The sequence below is a fragment of the Caballeronia sp. dw_19 genome (assembly GCF_018449515.1).
GTDB lineage: Bacteria > Pseudomonadota > Gammaproteobacteria > Burkholderiales > Burkholderiaceae > Caballeronia.
The window spans coordinates 21,151-37,669 of the sequence record NZ_JAAVUQ010000057.1; the positions used below are offsets into that span (position 1 = coordinate 21,151).

At 62.0% G+C, this 16,519-nt stretch carries 16 protein-coding genes; 2 read left to right on the forward strand and 14 right to left on the reverse strand.

What is annotated here, in order from left to right; genetic code table 11:
- Window positions 1–14: 14 nt before the first annotated feature.
- The 12 genes from HB376_RS37775 to HB376_RS37830 form a co-directional block, all read right to left on the reverse strand.
- A complete protein-coding gene (locus tag HB376_RS37775) occupies window positions 15–1,304 on the reverse strand; it encodes a cytochrome c (protein ID WP_213768789.1) in 1,290 nt (429 codons plus the stop codon).
- A 5-nt stretch (window positions 1,305–1,309) separates the two neighbouring features.
- Window positions 1,310–1,705 carry a hypothetical protein gene (locus HB376_RS37780; RefSeq protein ID WP_213768790.1) on the reverse strand — a complete coding sequence of 132 codons (396 nt, stop codon included), beginning with the start codon at window positions 1,703–1,705 and terminating at the stop codon, window positions 1,310–1,312.
- 10 nt (window positions 1,706–1,715) lie between these two features.
- Window positions 1,716–2,297 (reverse strand): cytochrome c oxidase subunit 3, encoded by a 582-nt coding sequence (locus tag HB376_RS37785; RefSeq protein WP_213768803.1) that lies wholly within the window; start codon window positions 2,295–2,297, stop codon window positions 1,716–1,718.
- 10 nt (window positions 2,298–2,307) lie between these two features.
- Window positions 2,308–4,278: a cytochrome c oxidase subunit I gene (ctaD, locus tag HB376_RS37790; RefSeq protein ID WP_213768791.1), complete on the reverse strand. Its 1,971-nt coding sequence runs from the start codon at window positions 4,276–4,278 to the stop codon at window positions 2,308–2,310.
- A 20-nt stretch (window positions 4,279–4,298) separates the two neighbouring features.
- Complete coding sequence (gene coxB, locus HB376_RS37795) at window positions 4,299–5,288, reverse strand: cytochrome c oxidase subunit II (protein ID WP_213768792.1); 990 nt, start codon at window positions 5,286–5,288, stop codon at window positions 4,299–4,301.
- Between the two features lie 154 nt (window positions 5,289–5,442).
- Complete coding sequence (locus HB376_RS37800; protein WP_213768793.1) at window positions 5,443–6,585, reverse strand: acetate/propionate family kinase; 1,143 nt, start codon at window positions 6,583–6,585, stop codon at window positions 5,443–5,445.
- Window positions 6,586–6,589: 4 nt separating this feature from the next.
- Entirely contained in the window at window positions 6,590–8,977 is a 2,388-nt protein-coding gene (locus HB376_RS37805) for a phosphoketolase family protein (protein WP_213768794.1), read from the reverse strand.
- Between the two features lie 172 nt (window positions 8,978–9,149).
- Window positions 9,150–9,608: a hypothetical protein gene (locus HB376_RS37810; RefSeq protein WP_213768795.1), complete on the reverse strand. Its 459-nt coding sequence runs from the start codon at window positions 9,606–9,608 to the stop codon at window positions 9,150–9,152.
- A gap of 183 nt (window positions 9,609–9,791) precedes the next feature.
- Window positions 9,792–10,163, reverse strand: a complete 372-nt coding sequence (locus HB376_RS37815) for a DUF3175 domain-containing protein (protein ID WP_213768796.1) — start codon at window positions 10,161–10,163, stop codon at window positions 9,792–9,794.
- A 15-nt stretch (window positions 10,164–10,178) separates the two neighbouring features.
- The gene (locus HB376_RS37820) at window positions 10,179–10,796 is read right to left on the reverse strand and encodes a UdgX family uracil-DNA binding protein (RefSeq protein ID WP_213768797.1); all 618 of its coding nucleotides are present in this window, start codon (window positions 10,794–10,796) and stop codon (window positions 10,179–10,181) included.
- Between the two features lie 7 nt (window positions 10,797–10,803).
- Window positions 10,804–12,339, reverse strand: a complete 1,536-nt coding sequence (locus HB376_RS37825; protein ID WP_213768798.1) for an FAD-dependent oxidoreductase — start codon at window positions 12,337–12,339, stop codon at window positions 10,804–10,806.
- A 117-nt stretch (window positions 12,340–12,456) separates the two neighbouring features.
- Window positions 12,457–13,377 (reverse strand): LysR substrate-binding domain-containing protein, encoded by a 921-nt coding sequence (locus HB376_RS37830; protein WP_213768799.1) that lies wholly within the window; start codon window positions 13,375–13,377, stop codon window positions 12,457–12,459.
- Window positions 13,378–13,484: 107 nt separating this feature from the next.
- On the opposite strand from HB376_RS37830, the gene HB376_RS37835 reads away from it, so the two are divergent.
- On the forward strand, window positions 13,485–14,795 hold the full coding sequence (locus HB376_RS37835) for an MFS transporter (protein WP_213768800.1): 1,311 nt from the start codon (window positions 13,485–13,487) through the stop codon (window positions 14,793–14,795).
- Window positions 14,796–14,834: 39 nt separating this feature from the next.
- Here the strand turns inward: HB376_RS37835 and HB376_RS41545 are convergent, their stop codons facing one another.
- The gene (locus HB376_RS41545; RefSeq protein WP_346730660.1) at window positions 14,835–15,170 is read right to left on the reverse strand and encodes a helix-turn-helix domain-containing protein; all 336 of its coding nucleotides are present in this window, start codon (window positions 15,168–15,170) and stop codon (window positions 14,835–14,837) included.
- The gene (locus HB376_RS41550) at window positions 15,101–15,247 is read right to left on the reverse strand and encodes a hypothetical protein (protein WP_255631811.1); all 147 of its coding nucleotides are present in this window, start codon (window positions 15,245–15,247) and stop codon (window positions 15,101–15,103) included. Before HB376_RS41550 ends, HB376_RS41545 begins: the two co-directional genes overlap by 70 nt.
- Window positions 15,248–15,437: 190 nt before the next feature.
- Between HB376_RS41550 and HB376_RS37845 the strand changes: the two genes are divergently transcribed.
- Window positions 15,438–16,292, forward strand: a complete 855-nt coding sequence (locus tag HB376_RS37845) for an NAD-dependent protein deacetylase (protein WP_213768804.1) — start codon at window positions 15,438–15,440, stop codon at window positions 16,290–16,292.
- Window positions 16,293–16,519: the final 227 nt, after the last annotated feature.

Here is a 16,519-nt window from a genome sequence, read left to right on the forward strand (position 1 = left end):
TTGCTTCAAGCGCGCTATTTGTGAATGTCGGCGCGCAACTGCGTTACGTCGCGTGTCGTGACGGGCGACGCGTTATTGCCCCACGTCGTGCGGATGAACGTCAGCACTTGTGCCATTTCCGTGTTGGTCAGGTTGTCCGAGTAAGCCGGCATGTTCTTGCGCGGCGGCCCTTGTTTCGTGTCGGGAGAATTGCCGCCTTCGACCATCAGTCGCGTTAGCGAGGTGGTATCGGCGCTCAATACGGCGGGGTTGCCCGCGAGCTTCGGATATTTTTGCGGCGTGCCTTCTCCCTCTGCTCCATGGCACTTCGCGCAGAAGGACAGATAGATACCGGCGCCAGGACGTTCGATGTTGCCCGTGCGTGTGGCGGCGGTAGTCTGCCGTGCAGCGAGGGACTGTGGCACGTAAGCCCCCGATGCGCGCCGCGGCGGCAAGCTCTTCAGGTAATGCGCGATCGCGTTCAGATCGTCGCCGTTCATGTACTGGGTGCTGTCTTCCACCACCTGGACCATGCTGCCGAACGTGACCAGTCCGCCCCCATGCCCTGACTTGAGGAACGCCGCGATCTCCTGTTCGCGCACGCGGCCGAGGCCTGAACCGCTGTCGCCCGTCAGGTTCGGTGCGAACCAGTGATCGTTCACGCCGCCTGTCAGATACTGTTCCGACAACTCCGTATAACCGCGTTCCTCGTACGCGGGACCACGCGGCGTGTGGCATGCGCCGCAGTGTCCCAGCGACTGCACGAGATAAGCGCCGCGGTTCCATTGGGCGTCGTGTTCCGGATGCGGCGCATACGCTTCGTTCGGCGCGAAGGTCAGGTTCCAGAACACCAGCGCCCAGCGCTGGTTAAAAGGAAACGGCAGGCGAGTGGGCGGCGGCGGCTTCGAGACCGCTTGCACGCCATGCATGAAGTAGGCGTATAGCGCTTGCATGTCGTTGTCGTCGATTTTCGAAAACGACGGGTACGGCATCGCTGGATACAGATGCTTGCCGCCGCGCGCGACCCCTTCGCGCAGCGTCCGCGCGAAGTCGTCGTAGGTGTACTCGCCGATCCCGTATTGCTTGTCGGGCGTGATGTTGCTGCTGACGATTGTGCCGAACGGCGACGCCATGCCCAACCCGCCCGCGAACGGCGCGCCGCCTTGAGGTGCGGTATGGCAGCCGGCGCAATCGCCGGCTCGGGCCAGGTATTCGCCGCGTGCGATCAACGTTTGATCGGGTTGAGCCGTCTGAGCGGTCGGCTGTGCGTGCGCTTGTTCCGTCAATGCAACGAGGCAAGCGAGAAGGGCGGTGGCACGTTTCATCGGCGTCACCACGGTTTGCAAGGCGAGACGATCAACGCGGCCATTGCGGTCACGAGCAGTCCGAGAACGAACATCGGGCTGGACAGGATGGCAACGTGAAACAGGAATCTCCCGGCCCTGCGGTCGGGGTTAGTGCCCGCTCCCTGGCGAAGGGTCCGCCAACCCCGCCACGCGGCTGTGAGGCCGCCCAGCGCCACGGCAAGACACACCAGGCTCACTGCGCCAATGTAAGCGCCCAACGCGTGCAGGTCCGGATGCGCGAGCGGGTCCTGCGCCGGGTAACAAGCCTGCGCCGCGAGCGCTTCGCATACGCAGATCTGCACGATCCACGCGAGCGGTGCACCGAGCAGCGCGTAGATCTGCTGCAGGGCATACAGGATGCGTTCGCGGCGTGCCGTCACGGCGTGTCTCCTAGAGCACGTAGGGGCTGATATAAAGCGTCGTGAAAATAAACAGCCAGACGATATCCACGAAATGCCAGTACATGCCGCCGATACTCAGGACGGTATGGCGGCGATCGTCGAAAAACCCGAGCGCGGTCCAGGCAAGCAGCAGGATCAGCACCACGAGCCCGGCCACCACATGCAGCATGTGGAAGCCGGTGATGGTGAAATAGAGCGAGCCGTAGAGATGCGCCGAGGGTCCGTACGGATGGTCGTGCCACTCATTGAGCTGCACGCCGACGAACAGCACCCCGAGCACGATCGCCACGCTCATCCACAGCATCGCCATGCGGCGGCGCTCCCGCTTGACCGCACGCTCGGACAACACGACAAACACGCTGCTGGTCAGCAGCACGGCCGTATTGAAAAGCGCCGGGCCCATCTTCGGCAATCCGTCCGGCGGCCATTTGCCGCCGCCTTGCGAGTACAGGTACAGGTAGCTGAAGATCAGGTAACCAAACAGCGCGGCCTCGGTCCCGATCAGCGTCCACATGCCCCACCAGCCGCCCGCGCTTTGTCCTTTGCCGCCAACCGGCAGAGGGCGCTTCATGTCGATGACATCAGCCAAGCGTTTCTCCCTGAGGTTCACGTTGGCCCAAAGGCGCTTCGGGCCACATCCATGCGGTTAGTGAAACGGCGAAACCTGCCAGCATCAGAAGCGCAAGCCACCACACGTGCAGCAGCATCGCGGCGAAGATCAGCGTGGAGAACAAGCCGACCAGGAAGGGGGCGTACGAGTCGCCGGGCATCTTGAGGATGGCGTCGGGGCGTCCGTCGAGCGCGCGGGTGGCCAGCGCCTCGCGGCCATGATCGAGGATCAGGCCTTCGTCGAGTTGGGTCCGCGCCCGGGATGGGTCGTCTGCGAAGAGCCGTTCTTCCCACAGTGGATGGCCGCTTTCCACTACCGGGATGGTCGCGAAGTTGTAGGGCGGCGGCGGCGACGAAACGGACCATTCGAGCGTCGGAGCATCCCACGGATTGTCGCCGGCAACGGGACCGCGTTTATAGCTCCATAGCACGTCCGCGAGAAACATCAGCACGCCGGTCGCGAACACGAACGAGCCTATCGACGTGATCATGTTGACCGTGTTCCAGCCCATGTCGCCGGAATACGTGTAGATGCGCCGCGGCATGCCGAGAAGGCCTGCTATATGCATCGGGAAGAAGCCGAGGTTGAAGCCGACGAACGAGACCCAGAATGTCAGCTTGCCGAAGCGCTCGCTCATCAGGCGGCCGGTGAATTTCGGAAACCAGAAGACCACGCCGCCCATAACCGGAAACACGTTGATGCCGAGCAACACGTAATGCAGGTGTGCGACGACGAAGTAGGTATCGTTGAGTTGCCAGTCGAGCGGCACGGCGGCCGTCATCACGCCTGAAACCCCGCCAATCACGAACAGCAGCACAAAGCCCGCGAAATACAGGAATGGCACCTTGAACACGGGACGTCCGGTCCAGATTGTCGCGATCCATGCGAAGGTGGCGACCGCGCTCGGGATCGAGATCACCATGCTGGCAGAGCCAAAGAACGCGAGCGCCAGCGCGGGAATGCCGGTGGCGAACATGTGATGAATCCACACGATGAAACCAATCACCATGGTAGCGACCGTCGACAGGGCGACCGGCGTATAGCCGACCAGCGGCCGGCGGCAAAAGACCGGCAGCGCATCCGAAACAATGCCCATGGCGGGCAGCACGACCGCGTAGACCCACGGATGGGCGAACATCCAGAACAGGTGTTGCCAGAGCAGCGGCCGGCCGCCGTTAAGGACATCGAAGAAATGGGTGCCGAACTGGCGGTCGAGCCAGAGCAGGAAGAACGCAAGGCTCACCGCGGGCACCGCAAGCAGGTTGCCGCCGGATGCCGTGAGCGTGCCCCATACCAGTACCGGCACACGATCAATGGACATGCCCGGCGCGCGCATGCGGATGAGCGTGACCACGAAGTTCGCCGAGCCCACCGTGGTCGACGCGCCGAGCAAGACCATGCCGAGTGCGTAGATATCGATGTTCGGCCCCGTGTTGTATTCGAGCCCCGAGAGCGGCACGTAGTTGAACCAGCCGGCATTGGGCGCCTGTCCAAACGGAAAACTCGAATAGAGAAAGATGCCCGCGAACAGGAACAACCAGTAGGAAAGCGCGTTGAGGCGCGGGAACGCCATGTCGCGCGCACCCAGAATCAGCGGCCACAAATAGTTGGAAAATCCGGACAGCACGGGCAGCGCGTAGAGGAAGATCATCGTCACGCCGTGCATGGTGAAAAGCTGGCTGTATTGCTCGGGCGTGAGCACGGTGGCGTTGGGGCGTGCAAGTTGCACGCGCATGATCAACGCTTCCACGCCGCCCATCAGCAGGAACACAAAGGCGGTGACCAGGTACCGCAGGCCGATGCTCTTGTGATCGACCGTCGATAACCATCCTCGCCAGCCCGGCGGAGCTTCCCAGATCTCGGCGAGGCGCTTTTGCCTGGCGCTCCCGGGCGGCACACGGCCGCTCTCTGGAACACGTGCATCGGCAGGCAGGTTGCTCATGAAGCGTCGCTCCTCGATGACTATTTGAGTGTCGCGAGATACGCGGACAAACTCGCCGCTTCGTCGCGTTTCAGCGCAATGGAAGGCATCAGCGAGTCGGGCTTGATGCGCTGGGCACCCGTGATCCACGCGAGCTGATTCTGTGCGTTGTTCAACAGCGTGCCGGCCGCGATCAGCCGCCGCGAGTTCAGATGGGTCAGATCGGGTGCCTGCGCGCCTTGTGCATCCGTGCCGCGGATCACGTGACAACCCGCGCATTTATCGAGGAATAGCGCTTTGCCCGCGGTCACTGCAGCATCGTTCGGCATGTCCGGCACGCGCGCTTGTTGCGCGCTCCATGCGGCGAAATTGGCGCGGCTCTCGGCCACCACTTCGAACGCCATATGTGCATGCTGTGCGCCGCAAAACTGCGAGCATTGCCCGCGATACACGCCGGGGGCATCGGCCTGAAGCCATTGTTCGTTGGTCTGGCCTGGAATCGCCTGGGTCTTGCCCGCGAGCCTCGGTACCCAGAAGGTGTGGATCACGTCGGCGCTTTTCAGCTTGAACCGCACCGGTTCGCCGGTGGGAATGTGGATCTCGTTGGCGGTGACGAAACGCGCGGAGGCGGTGGGCGCGTCGTCGTAGGCGACCTTCCACCACCAGTCGTAAGCGGTCACCGTGATTGTGAGCGCGGGAGTGTCGGCTGGTGTTGCAACTTGATCGAGCGTGAACAGCGCATAGACCAGCATGGCGATGAGCACGGGTACGGAGAGACCGACGCCGATCACGATCCAGCGTAACCCGCTCGTCCCGTGAGCGAGTTGCCGCGGCGGGACTTCCGGACGCCGCCGCAGGATAGCAGCGCTCAGCAAGCCGCCGACAATCACGCAGACCGCAACGCAGATTGCAGTGAAAACCCAGTCGAGCCGAAGCGTCGGTCCAGCAGCCGGCCCGGCCGCGTGAAGGAAGTAGTTGAGCGGTGCGCCGTCGCTGACGTGCACCTGAGATGCCACCCCGGCGAGCGGCATCTCAGCTCAGCTTGGGCGTGGGTGACGACGATGACGACGAGGACGAAGGGTTGCAACCGTGGCGGCAGGGATCTGACATCGAGTGCTCCGGGCGGGGGTATCGAGTGTGAATCGACGAACCCGGCAGCAATCGACGTACCCTGACGAGTCGCTTTCAGCCGGTCGCTTGCCTGATCGCCCGCCTGAGCAACGTACGGCAATGACGCGCAATCTGCCGCTCTTCCTGCGTCTCGATCACGTCGAACTGAACATCGAGAAATTCGAGGCCGTCGCAAATGCGTTCACGCACGGTCGCGGCGTGCTCGCCAATCCCGCCGGTGAAGACCACGCGGTCAAGACCCCCCATCAACGCGGCATACGCGCCGATGGTTTTGCGTACAGCAGTACAGAAGATATCGATGGCCAGTTCCGCGTCGGCGTCGCTGCGTTGCAGAAGCGCCTGCATGTCATCGTTCGAATCGGAGAGACCCTTGAGGCCGCTTTCGTGATTGATCAGATGTTCCAGCGCGTCGGCATCTAGCGAACCGGTACGCATCAGATAGACCAGCACGCCAGGGTCAAGGTCGCCGGTGCGCGTTGCCATGGGAATACCGCCCGTTGGCGTGAGACCCATGGTCGTATCGATTGAACGGCCGTCGCGGATGGCGCACAGGCTTGCGCCGCTGCCCAGATGCGCGACCACGAGGCGTGCGGGAAGGTCATTGCCGAGCGTTGCGACGATCGACTCGTACGACAGGCCGTGGAAGCCGTATCGAACGACCCCTTCGCCAGCGTAGTGTTTCGGCAGCGCCAGGTGGGTGGCACGCGCGGGCATGGTCCGGTGGAACGCGGTGTCGAGGCAGGCGAAATGCGGCACGTCGTTGAAGATCTGCTGCGCCTGCTCCAGCAGCTCCAGCGCTTGCGGCAGATGCAACGGCGCGAATTGCACCGCATCGCGCAAGGTCTGTTTCACCTCCGGCGTGATGAGCGCATGGTCGGTCAGGTGCGGACCGCCATGCACTACCCGATGTCCCACTGCGGCCAGCGGCTGGTCGAGATGCGCATGCAGCGCGTCGGACACGCGCTGCAACGCGTCGTGCTGCGACTCCATCACGTGGTTTTGCGTGACATCGATCGCGCCATCCGATGAACGCATGGTCAGCGAGCCGTCATCGCGGCCGATGCCCTTCGCGCTGCCGCTCAGCCACGGGATTTCGTCGTCGCCGTTCGACGTGGTGTCCGATGTTTTACCGGGCAGATACACACCGAATTTAAGCGACGACGAACCGCTGTTCAGCACCAGGATTCCAAGGGTCATGGTCTCAGCCTTTCCAAACCCAGTTACGGATTTCATCGCGGTCAATACCTTCCGCATGGGCGTAAATAATGCTCGCGTTGATCTGGTCCTTGAGCCAGTTCTTCGTGTGAGCGCCGGTATCGCGAAGCCGCGGCACGCGATCGATCACGTCGATACACAGCGAAAAGCGGTCGACCTGGTTGATGATCGCCAACTCGAACGGCGTATTGATGTTGCCGCGCTCCCGATAACCATGCACATGCATGTTCTCGTGATTCGTGCGGTTATACGTGAGCTTGTGAACGAGCGACGGATACGAGTGGAAGTTGAAGATGACCGGCTTTTCGCGCGAGAAAATGGAATCGAAATCGCGACTGGACAGACCGTGCGGATGATCGGTGTCGGGCATCAGCCGGAACAGGTCCACCACGTTGACGAAGCGGATCTTGAGGTCGGGGAAATGTTCCTTCAGGATCTCGACGGCGGCGAGCGATTCCATGGTGGCAATGTCTCCGGCACAGGCCATCACCACGTCCGGTTCGCTGTTCTGGTCCGTCGATGCCCAGTCCCAGATGCCGATACCCTTGGTGCAATGCGCAAGCGCAGTTTCCATGTCAAGGTACTGCAAGTGCGGTTGCTTGTCCGCGACAATCACGTTGATATAGTCGCGCGAACGCAGGCAATGATCCATTACGCTTAACAGGCAGTTCGCGTCGGGCGGCAGGTAAATACGTACGACTTCTGGACTCTTGTTCGTGACGACATCGAGGAAACCCGGGTCCTGGTGCGTGAAACCATTGTGATCCTGACGCCATACCAGCGAGGTAATCAGCAGGTTCACCGAAGGTACCGGCGCCCGCCAGTCAAGTTCGAGCTTCGATTTTTCCAGCCACTTGGCGTGCTGGTTGAACATGGAATCAATCACGTGCACGAATGCTTCGTAGGTCGCGAATAACCCGTGCCGGCCCGTCAGCACGTAACCTTCGAACCAGCCTTCCAGCGTGTGCTCGCTGAGCATTTCCATCACGCGGCCATCAACCGACAACGCGCCGCCGTCGCTGTCTTCCGGCTTGATCTCGGCGAGCCAGCGCTTGCCCGACGCTTCATACACGCCGTCGAGTTTGTTGCTGGCGGTTTCATCGGGACCGAACAGCTTGAAGGTGCTCATGTTGCGCTTGATCACATCGCGCAGCCAGGTCGCGAGTACGAACGTGGGCGACTGGTACGTGCTGGCTGGACCTTTCACCTTGAACGCGTAGTCGCGGATGTCGGGCAGGTCCAGCGAGCGCCTGAGCCGGCCGCCGTTCGCATGCGGATTCGCGCTGATGCGGCGGTCGCCCTTCGGCGCAATTGCGCGAAGTTCTTCAATCAGCGTGCCGTTTTCGTCGAAGAGTTCTTCAGGTTTGTAGCTGCGCATCCACGCTTCCACAATCTTGAGGCTCTTCGCGTTGGTCACCGGATCGAGCACCGGCACCTGGTGCGCGCGCCAGAAATCTTCGACCTTGTGGCCGTCGACTTCCTTCGGACCCGTCCAGCCTTTCGGCGAGCGCAAGACGATCATCGGCCAGCGCGGACGCGTGGTGTCACCGGTCGAACGCGCATGAGCCTGGATCGCACGAATCTCGCCGATGCAAGTCGCCAGCGTCTCGGCCATCAGTTGGTGCATGACGGCGGGGTCGTTGCCCGAGACAAAGTGCGGTTTGTATCCGTAGCCGGTCATCAGCGCTTCGAGTTCTTCTTGCGGAATGCGCGCGAGGATAGTCGGGTTAGCGATCTTGTAGCCGTTCAAGTGCAGGATGGGCAGCACCGCGCCGTCGACCACCGGGTTCAGGAACTTGTTCGAATGCCACGAGGTGGCGAGCGGGCCGGTCTCGGCTTCGCCGTCACCCACCATCACCGCGACGATCAGGTCGGGGTTATCGAATGCGGCCCCGAAGCCGTGCGAAAGGCTGTAACCCAGCTCGCCGCCTTCGTGTATTGACCCCGGCGTTTCAGGGGTGCAATGCGAGCCAATGCCCCCGGGCGACGAGAAAGCGCGGAACAGGCGCAGCATGCCGGTTTCGTCGGCGCTGCGATCCGGATAAACCTCGGAGTAGTAACCTTCCAGATACGAGTTCGACAAGGTTGCAGGTGCGCCATGCCCCGGCCCCGAGACATACATGACGTTCAGGTCGTCCTTCATGATCAGGCGGTTCAGGTGCACCCAGGTGAACGACTGACCGGGGTCCGAACCCCAATGTCCGAGCAAGCGCTGCTTGATGTGCTCCGCCTTGAGCGGTTCGCGCAAGAGCGGGTTGGCGCGTAAATAGATCATGCCTACCGACAGATAATTGCAGGCGCGCCAGTAAGCGTCGATCTTGCGCAATTCGTCGGGGGAAAGGGGAAGGGAGCGGGGCGTTGCCTGTGTATCCATATCGTGTCCGTTGTATCCGGTGGTTGGAAGGCGGTGTCACTCGATTCGGCGGGTCACTCTTGCGGGTCGCTCTTACTAAGACTAAGGCATGCGGGCACCAAGGCATTCTGCATTGTGCCGCGTGCGGCAGAATCACGGTCAGTCACGACCATGACATGGATCAAAGGCAATGCTATGACTGGCGGTTTGTACGCGGGGAGCTTGCATGCAGGAGCGGGTTGAAGCCAACGGCCGGTGCTGTCTTGCGCGCAGTTTTAGCCGCTCTCCTGCCGCGACGACCGCCTGATAACTGGTTGATCAGATCGCTGTCGGGCTCGCCTTCAGGTTCGCCGGGGTCGTCGTGCGTTCCAGTATTGATACTACCAATATGCCGGATCACCGCAAAAAATTCCTTCGATGCATTGCGTAAGGTTCGTCCCGGCATCATGGTCATGGCGACCACTTCGTGCAGCGACTTATTGTCGACAGTACGAAGCCGGGGCGGGGAGTTCCAGTCGATTGCGCTGTTTGCAAAGCCGACTATGACGCGTTGTAGCACCGCCGGAGAGAGCACGCCGCCGTCGTAGAGGCCGATCAGCGTGGCTTCGGCGGCGGCGAACAATCCGTTCGCCGGGGCGGCACGTTTTGGCATCAGTTTTGCGATCCAGGCGTGCCTGGCGGAGTTTCGTCTCGGGGATTGAGATCGATGTTGTCGGGCATGACGCCTCCTTGGGTGACCGGCAATGCGCATCGCCTGAGAGTGCCTGAAGCGCAGTGGTTTTGTGCAGTAGCAAGGCGCATTCCACCGGTGTATTCCGCCGATGTTTTCACCCAATCATGGTTTTCGCCCGAACGCTTCACGCAGGCGTTTCTTGGCGTTATCCAGGATGGTTCGACGCGATTTCGGCAAGTTTCGTCCGGCGCGATTGATGTAGAAATTCAGCATCGACATGGCGGACTGGAACGGCGTGCCCTTGCGCCGGTTGCTGCGCGTGGACGATTTCTTCAGCGAATCGGCGATCTCCTGGGCGCTGCCTTCCTTGAAAATTGCATGCTCAATGTCCATTGCATCGCTCGTTTCCACCACGTGGCGGGACCAGCGCTTGGGATTCGAACGGCTTGAATGCTGCTTCGGTTTTGGCTTTGCGCGCGCATGTTTCTGACGCGTGGTCTTGCGCTTGCCGTTGCTGCTGGATGCGGTCGCCATGTCTTCCCTCCCGGGCTATTTAGGGTGCTTCTGAATTAACTGATGGGCGTGTTTGAAAGCCTCAACGATCGCGCGATACGCACTCTCGCGCGTCGCGGCATCGGGGGATCGAAGCGCATACGATGGATGAAAGGTCGCAATGACCAGACGCCCTTCGTGTTCGATCGCCTCCCCCATCGACGCCTGCAATTTCACGGTCGATTTTTGCAGTACGGACTTCAACGCGGTCGCACCTAACGCAACGACAACCTTGGGATCGTGTTCCGCCAACTCCCGTTCGATCCAGTAGTGGCACGCCTCCACTTCGCGTTGCGCCGGGGTCTTGTGCAAGCGTCGCTTGCCACGCGGTTCCCACTTGAAATGCTTGACCGCGTTGGTCACGTACACCTGGCCACGGTCCACGCCGGCTTCATCGAGCGCTCTATCCAGCAATGCACCCGCGGGACCGACAAACGGCTTGCCCTGCAGGTCCTCCTGATCGCCGGGTTGTTCGCCCACGAGCATCAGCGGCGCATGCCGTGGACCCGCACCTGGAACAGCTTGCGTGGCCGCCTCCCACAACACGCAGCGGCGGCATTGATCGAGATGCTCCGGTTGCTGGTCCGGACGAATGCCTATGGGCCGGGTCGCCATGACTGCATCAACCGGCAGCGGCACTGCGCGCTTGCGCCAGCGTCAAGGTGGAGCGCATGGCTTCCGCCAGCCGCGCGGCAGGGGCTTCGCGGTCGCATGCTACCGCCGCCGCAACTTGGTCATCCTTCATCAGATAGACGATGAACGCCTGAGCATCGAGATCGCCATCGATCACGACTTCGTCGTGCTCGCTCGCATGGCCGAGATATTCGAGGCGCTTGCCGAAGTGATAGGTCCAGAAATACGGCACGCCCGTGTAATGCTCGTCGCCGCCGGCCATGTTCAGCGCAGCGACACGTGCGTGTTGCTGGGCGACGCGCCAGTGTTCTATGCGCAGCGTTTTGTCCGAGCGCGGCAGGGGGAATTGCGCGATGTCACCGGCGGCGTAAAGGCCGGGCACCGCACGCATCGATGAATCCACGGGAATGCCGCCGTCATCCGCTAGCTCGACGCCGTGCAGGAAGTCGGTAGCGGGGCGCACGCCGGTGCCGATAATCATGACGTCCACGGGCAATTTCTCGCCACTATCGAATTCCGCTGCGCTTACGATGTCATCGCCCAGGAACGCTGTGACTTTGGATTGCATGCGGAAGACCACGCCATTTTTCTCGTGCAGTCGTTGAAACATCCGGCCTAGTTCATCGCCGAATTGCGAGCTCAGCGGCACCTTTCCCGGCGCGGCGACCGTGACGTCCATCCCTCGTTTTCTCAACGACGAAGCCACCTCCAGCCCGATGAAACTCGCCCCCACGATCAGCGCTTTCCTCGCGCCTTCGAGTGAGGCAAGAATCGTCTCTGCATCGTCTCGCGACCGCAGCAGGAAAACGCCGGGCAAGTTTGAACCGGGCACATCCATCGGCTTGGGGATACCCCCTGTGCAGATCAGCGCGGCGTCGTAATCCAGGGTGAGATTATTGGACAGGTGGATTTGCTTCGTGCCGGCATCGAGTTTCACGACGTACGCTTCAACCCGTTCAATGCGTTGCGTCGAAAGGAAATCGTCGGGCAAAAGCGGGGGGATCTTCGCAGGCGGCATGTCGCCTGCAAGCACGAACTTGCTGAGCGCCGTGCGGTCGTAGGGCATGCCGTGCTCGGGTCCGATCAGCACAAGGCGGCCATCGAAGCCGGCTTCGCGCAGCGTGGCGCAGGCGGCCGCGCCCGCTGCACCCGCGCCGATCACGGCCATCGTGTGCGTGTCTGCGGCCGGCGTGTGCGCGGGCCCGGTTTGCGCGTGCGGTGAAACAAGTACGTTGCCGTTTTCAATGACTACCGGATAGCGTTGCAAACCGGTTAGCGGCGGCGGCTCGATCAGGCTGCCGTCGGCGACCGCGAACGTCCCTTTATGCCATGGACAAACAATGCGTCCATTGCATATCGCGCCCTGCTCGAGCGGCGCGCCGGCATGCGGGCAATCCGCTGAAAACGCATGGACCTGGGCGCCTTGCCGGACCAGCAGGATGGCGGTGTCGGCAATGCTGACGCGCGTGCCGCGGTCCTCTCGAAGATCGTCGAATCTTGCTGCTTGTTGCATGGAACCGGCCATGTCGCACTCCCGTCAATCGTTCTTCAGCCTTCAGCAAAAAGCGGGCCGTCGAGTTTGGGCGATGCGTGAATGACCTTTACTATCTTTTTCCTGTGAATCCTGTGAACGAAGCGTCCCTCACGCTGCGATCCGGCCGAGCGATGCCGACCCGCCGCGTACGGATTGAAGAATGAGCGTCGTGAGTTGCTGCACCGGCGGCGTGGACGTGGCCGATGCGCGCACGAGCGACAACGGCACCGACGGCAGCGCGGGCAATCCCAGATCCCGGCCTTCGAACGCGCTGACGGAAGCGGGCAAGCCATAGCGCGTGCGCACGGTCAGTCCAAGGCCTGCTGCCGCGGCGGCCCACAGGCCGGAGAGACTCGGACTCGTGAACGCCACCCGCCAACGGATATTCGCGCGATCGAGCGCCTCGGTGGCGGCGCTGAAAAACAGGCAGGCGCGATCGAACGCGACCAGCGGCAGCGGTTCTGCTGGATCAGGATTCCATGGCAAGGTCGATGAACCGATCCAGCACATCGCAGGCTCGGCGATCATCTCGTGCCGGTCGCTGCCTGGAAGTTCATGGCTTAACGAAACCGAGTCGTCCCAGATCAGGGCAAGGTCGAGGTCGTTCGAATCGATCCGGCTGAGCAGCTCCGTGTTGCGCGCGACCCGTGCCTCGATCCGCACTTTCGGATGCGCGCGCGAGAACCGGCCCAGGACGTCGGGCAACATGACTTCGCCGAAATCCTCCTGCAGCCCGAGCCTGATCCAGCCTTCGAGGTCGGGACCGCGCACGGCGGCAGCGGCTTCGTCGTTGAGATCGACCAGCCTGCGCGCGAACCGCAGCATGGTTTCGCCCGCTTCGGTCAGCGCCAGGTTGCGCCCGGCTTTCTTGAACAGCGGCGCGCCCGACTGCTCCTCCAGTTTCTTGATCTGCGCGCTGACGGCCGAGGTCGAGCGCCCGACGCGGTCCGCCGCCTTCGCGAAGCTTCCCAGCTCCATGCCGGCCACGAAGGTCCGCAGTGAAGCGACATCGAAATTGGTTTGCGACATGGTTTATCGTCCTGTTTTATCGAATCATTGTTTCGATATTACTTGATATTCAGGATGATGATAAACCGCGACACTGGGTTCATCGAAAGCATTCAAGAGAGAAAAGCATGGAAACTCAATGCGCAATCCCCTTGCCGGCAGCAGTGCGGCGCGAACTGGGCGCGTCACATCGATGGAAAGTGCTAGGCGTCGGCGTGGCCGCGAACGTTAGTTTTTCGGCTGCCGCTGCAGGCATTCCAACGACCGCCGTCTGGCTGCGCGCCGATTATCACCTCGGCAACGCGGCGCTCGGGTTGGCGCTTGGGGCCATGGGGCTGGGCGCCGCGCTCTCGGAATTGCCGTGGGGTGTGGCGACCGATCGCTGGGGCGACCGCCCCATCTTGCTGACCGGGTTGGCCACCACCGCCGCCGCGTTGCTCTCCATGATGCTGTTTGTCGTGCCGTCGCATGCGGCTGTTCCGGGTTTGTTGTGGCTGGTGATGTCGATGTGCCTGGTCGGTCTGGTCGGCGGGAGCGTGAATGGATCCAGCGGGCGTGCGGTCATGAGCTGGTTCCAGGAAGGCGAACGTGGTCTGGCCATGAGCATTCGCCAGACCGCCGTGCCGCTTGGCGGTGGCCTGGGCGCGTTGATCCTGCCCTGGCTTGCCTCCACTGGAGGATTCCGCCCGGTCTACGGCGTGCTGGCGGCCATGTGCGCGGTCTCGGGTGTGCTCACCTGGCTTTGGCTGCATGAGCCGCCGAAGGTGGCTGTCGGAGCGCATGCCGGTTCGAATGCGAGTTCGCCTATGCCGGCCGTGCCCGCGGTCGGTCCGCTGCGTGACGGGATGATTTGGCGTGTCGTGGCCGGCATCGGCATCTTGTGCGTTCCACAGTTCGCGGTGGTGACTTTCGCCACCGTGTTTTTGCATGACTTCGGGCATGTCGGCATAGCGGGTATTACCGCGACGATGGTCACCGTCCAGCTCGGCGCGATGATCATGCGCGTTGCAAGCGGCCGTTTCACCGATAAACGCGGCAACCGGCGGGCGTATTTGCGCGGATCGACGCTGGTCGCGGTGGCGTCGTTCGTGGTGCTGGGCGCTGCGGTGGGGTCGGGTCACCGGTTGCCGGAAGCGTTGCTGATGGTGCTGATCGCGTTCGCCGGAATCTGCGTGTCCGCGTGGCACGGCGTGGCCTACACGGAACTCGCGACGCTGGCCGGAAAGGGTCGCGCGGGCACGGCGCTCGGGATGGTCAACACGGTCGTTTATCTCGGCTTGTTCCTGACGCCGCTGTGCATTCCGCATTTGCTCGCGATCGGATCATGGGGCGTTGTCTGGATAGCTGCGGCTGTCTGTGCACTGGTTGCTTATCCGCTGTTTCCGAAACCGGTGAAGTCAGTGAGGAGGTCAGTGAAGCCGGCGGCGCGGGTGTCGTGAGGGGTTTGGTTGCGGGCTTGGTCGGTTGAGGAGGGTGGTTTATCGTGTCCTACCGCCTTCGCTGGCTTTCCATAATCGCCGATATGGGGCGAACCATTCGCTCGCATCTTTCAAGATGCTGGCTAGCCGAACGGGATCGTGGCGCATGCTGCTGCGGCAAGGAATTGGCGACCCCGTCCAGCTACGGTTGATGAGCAAAAAGGCCGCTGCGGCGAGCCGGTACGGGCGGCGTTGCGCGTCACGATCGCGCACGATCAGCCCGGCATGCTCAAGCACCCGGAGATGCCTGGACGCAACGGCGGGCGTTATGTCGAACGGCTCTGCAAGTTCCGATATCGATACCGATGCCTCTCCTCGGGCGCGCCACGCAAGGATTGCCCCTGGGTCGGATCGGCGAGCGCCGCGAAGGTCGAGTTAAGGAGGTCGGTGCTCGCGCGCGCTTGATGGTTCATGACGTCAGTGCTTTGCTAACCACTCGATATGGTTGAAACAGACGGCCGGAATGTCAAGGTACGGAAGGAGCGTGGGCATTCGTCTACAGGTTTTGGACTGTATTTCGACGATCCGAATCATCGCTTTGGTGCAAACCCGCCGGACCGATTCGCGCTCCAGCAGAAAAAGCGTGTTGCCGCTACTATTCCGATGATGAAAAATCTGCCGGACTACGCGTCTCGAACGCTTTCGAACCCACTCTACGATTTTGTCGAACGGCATCCGCGGCTGTTCGTTTTGTCCGGTGCTGGAATTAGTACGGAATCCGGAATACCTTGCTACCGGGACACTGAAGGGCAGCGTACCGGTCGAGCGCCTATTTTGCTGAAAGACTTCATGGACTCGGAGTTTGCGCGCAAGCGCTATTGGGCACGCAGCATGATCGGCTGGCCATTGGTCGCGGGTGCCGCACCGAATGCAGCGCATCTCGCGGTTGCCCGGCTTGAGCGCCTGGGGTTGTTCGAACGGCTTGTCACGCAGAACGTCGATGGACTGCACACGAGCGCGGGCAATACGGACGTGATCGAATTGCACGGCAATATCGGCCGGGTGCGGTGTATGGAATGCGGCGACGAGACTTCGCGGGCGGCGCTCCAGCCACGACTTATCGCCGATAACCCGGGCTTCGTCGGCTTGGCTGCGTTGCCGGTGGCGGACGGCGATGCGCAGCTCGAAGGCTATGATTTCGCCGCTTTTCATGTACCGGGCTGCACGCGCTGCGGCGGCTTGCTCAAGCCGGACGTCGTGTTTTTCGGCGAAGGGGTGCCACGGACCCGCGTGGACGCGGCGGCTGCCGCGCTAGAGCAAGCCGATGCCATGCTCGTGCTTGGTTCGTCGCTGATGGTGTATTCGGGATTTCGCTTTTGCGAGTGGGCCGCGCGTGCCGGCAAGCCGATAGCGGCGGTCAATCTTGGAAAGACGCGCGCCGACGCGCTATTGCAACTGAAGGTCGAAGCACCGTGCGGGGCGACGCTCGATGCGCTGGCGAGCGACCTCAACCGTTAGTTTTTCGCTCGCGCCGGTGGACGGGTTTTGGGGGTTTTGGTGGGGTGGGGATGGTGGTTGATGTTGGGTGGTCGGTTCTCGTGTTAGTGGGCGGGGTTTATGCCGGGGTGGTCGGGTCTGGGGTTAGCGGTCGGGGTCTATGCCGGGTTGGTGCTTTCGGCCGTGGTGGTCTGCATGAGTCGGATTTTCTCTTTATCACTGTTAGCCACTGTGCGTGGCGGCACGTC

Bases quoted from the DNA above. Each gene is read 5' to 3' on its own strand.
- ctaD (WP_213768791.1), bottom strand. From the start codon at position 4,278: ATGAGCAACCTGCCTGCCGATGCACGTGTTCCAGAGAGCGGCCGTGTG.
- coxB (WP_213768792.1), bottom strand. From the start codon at position 5,288: ATGCCGCTCGCCGGGGTGGCATCTCAGGTGCACGTCAGCGACGGCGCA.
- HB376_RS37805 (WP_213768794.1), bottom strand. From the start codon at position 8,977: ATGGATACACAGGCAACGCCCCGCTCCCTTCCCCTTTCCCCCGACGAA.
- HB376_RS37825 (WP_213768798.1), bottom strand. From the start codon at position 12,339: ATGGCCGGTTCCATGCAACAAGCAGCAAGATTCGACGATCTTCGAGAG.
- HB376_RS37820 (WP_213768797.1), bottom strand. From the start codon at position 10,796: ATGGCGACCCGGCCCATAGGCATTCGTCCGGACCAGCAACCGGAGCAT.
- HB376_RS37830 (WP_213768799.1), bottom strand. From the start codon at position 13,377: ATGTCGCAAACCAATTTCGATGTCGCTTCACTGCGGACCTTCGTGGCC.
- HB376_RS37815 (WP_213768796.1), bottom strand. From the start codon at position 10,163: ATGGCGACCGCATCCAGCAGCAACGGCAAGCGCAAGACCACGCGTCAG.
- HB376_RS37785 (WP_213768803.1), bottom strand. From the start codon at position 2,297: ATGAAGCGCCCTCTGCCGGTTGGCGGCAAAGGACAAAGCGCGGGCGGC.
- HB376_RS37800 (WP_213768793.1), bottom strand. From the start codon at position 6,585: ATGACCCTTGGAATCCTGGTGCTGAACAGCGGTTCGTCGTCGCTTAAA.
- HB376_RS37835 (WP_213768800.1), top strand. From the start codon at position 13,485: ATGGAAACTCAATGCGCAATCCCCTTGCCGGCAGCAGTGCGGCGCGAA.
- HB376_RS37810 (WP_213768795.1), bottom strand. From the start codon at position 9,608: ATGCCAAAACGTGCCGCCCCGGCGAACGGATTGTTCGCCGCCGCCGAA.
- HB376_RS41550 (WP_255631811.1), bottom strand. From the start codon at position 15,247: ATGAACCATCAAGCGCGCGCGAGCACCGACCTCCTTAACTCGACCTTC.
- HB376_RS37775 (WP_213768789.1), bottom strand. From the start codon at position 1,304: ATGAAACGTGCCACCGCCCTTCTCGCTTGCCTCGTTGCATTGACGGAA.
- HB376_RS37845 (WP_213768804.1), top strand. From the start codon at position 15,438: ATGATGAAAAATCTGCCGGACTACGCGTCTCGAACGCTTTCGAACCCA.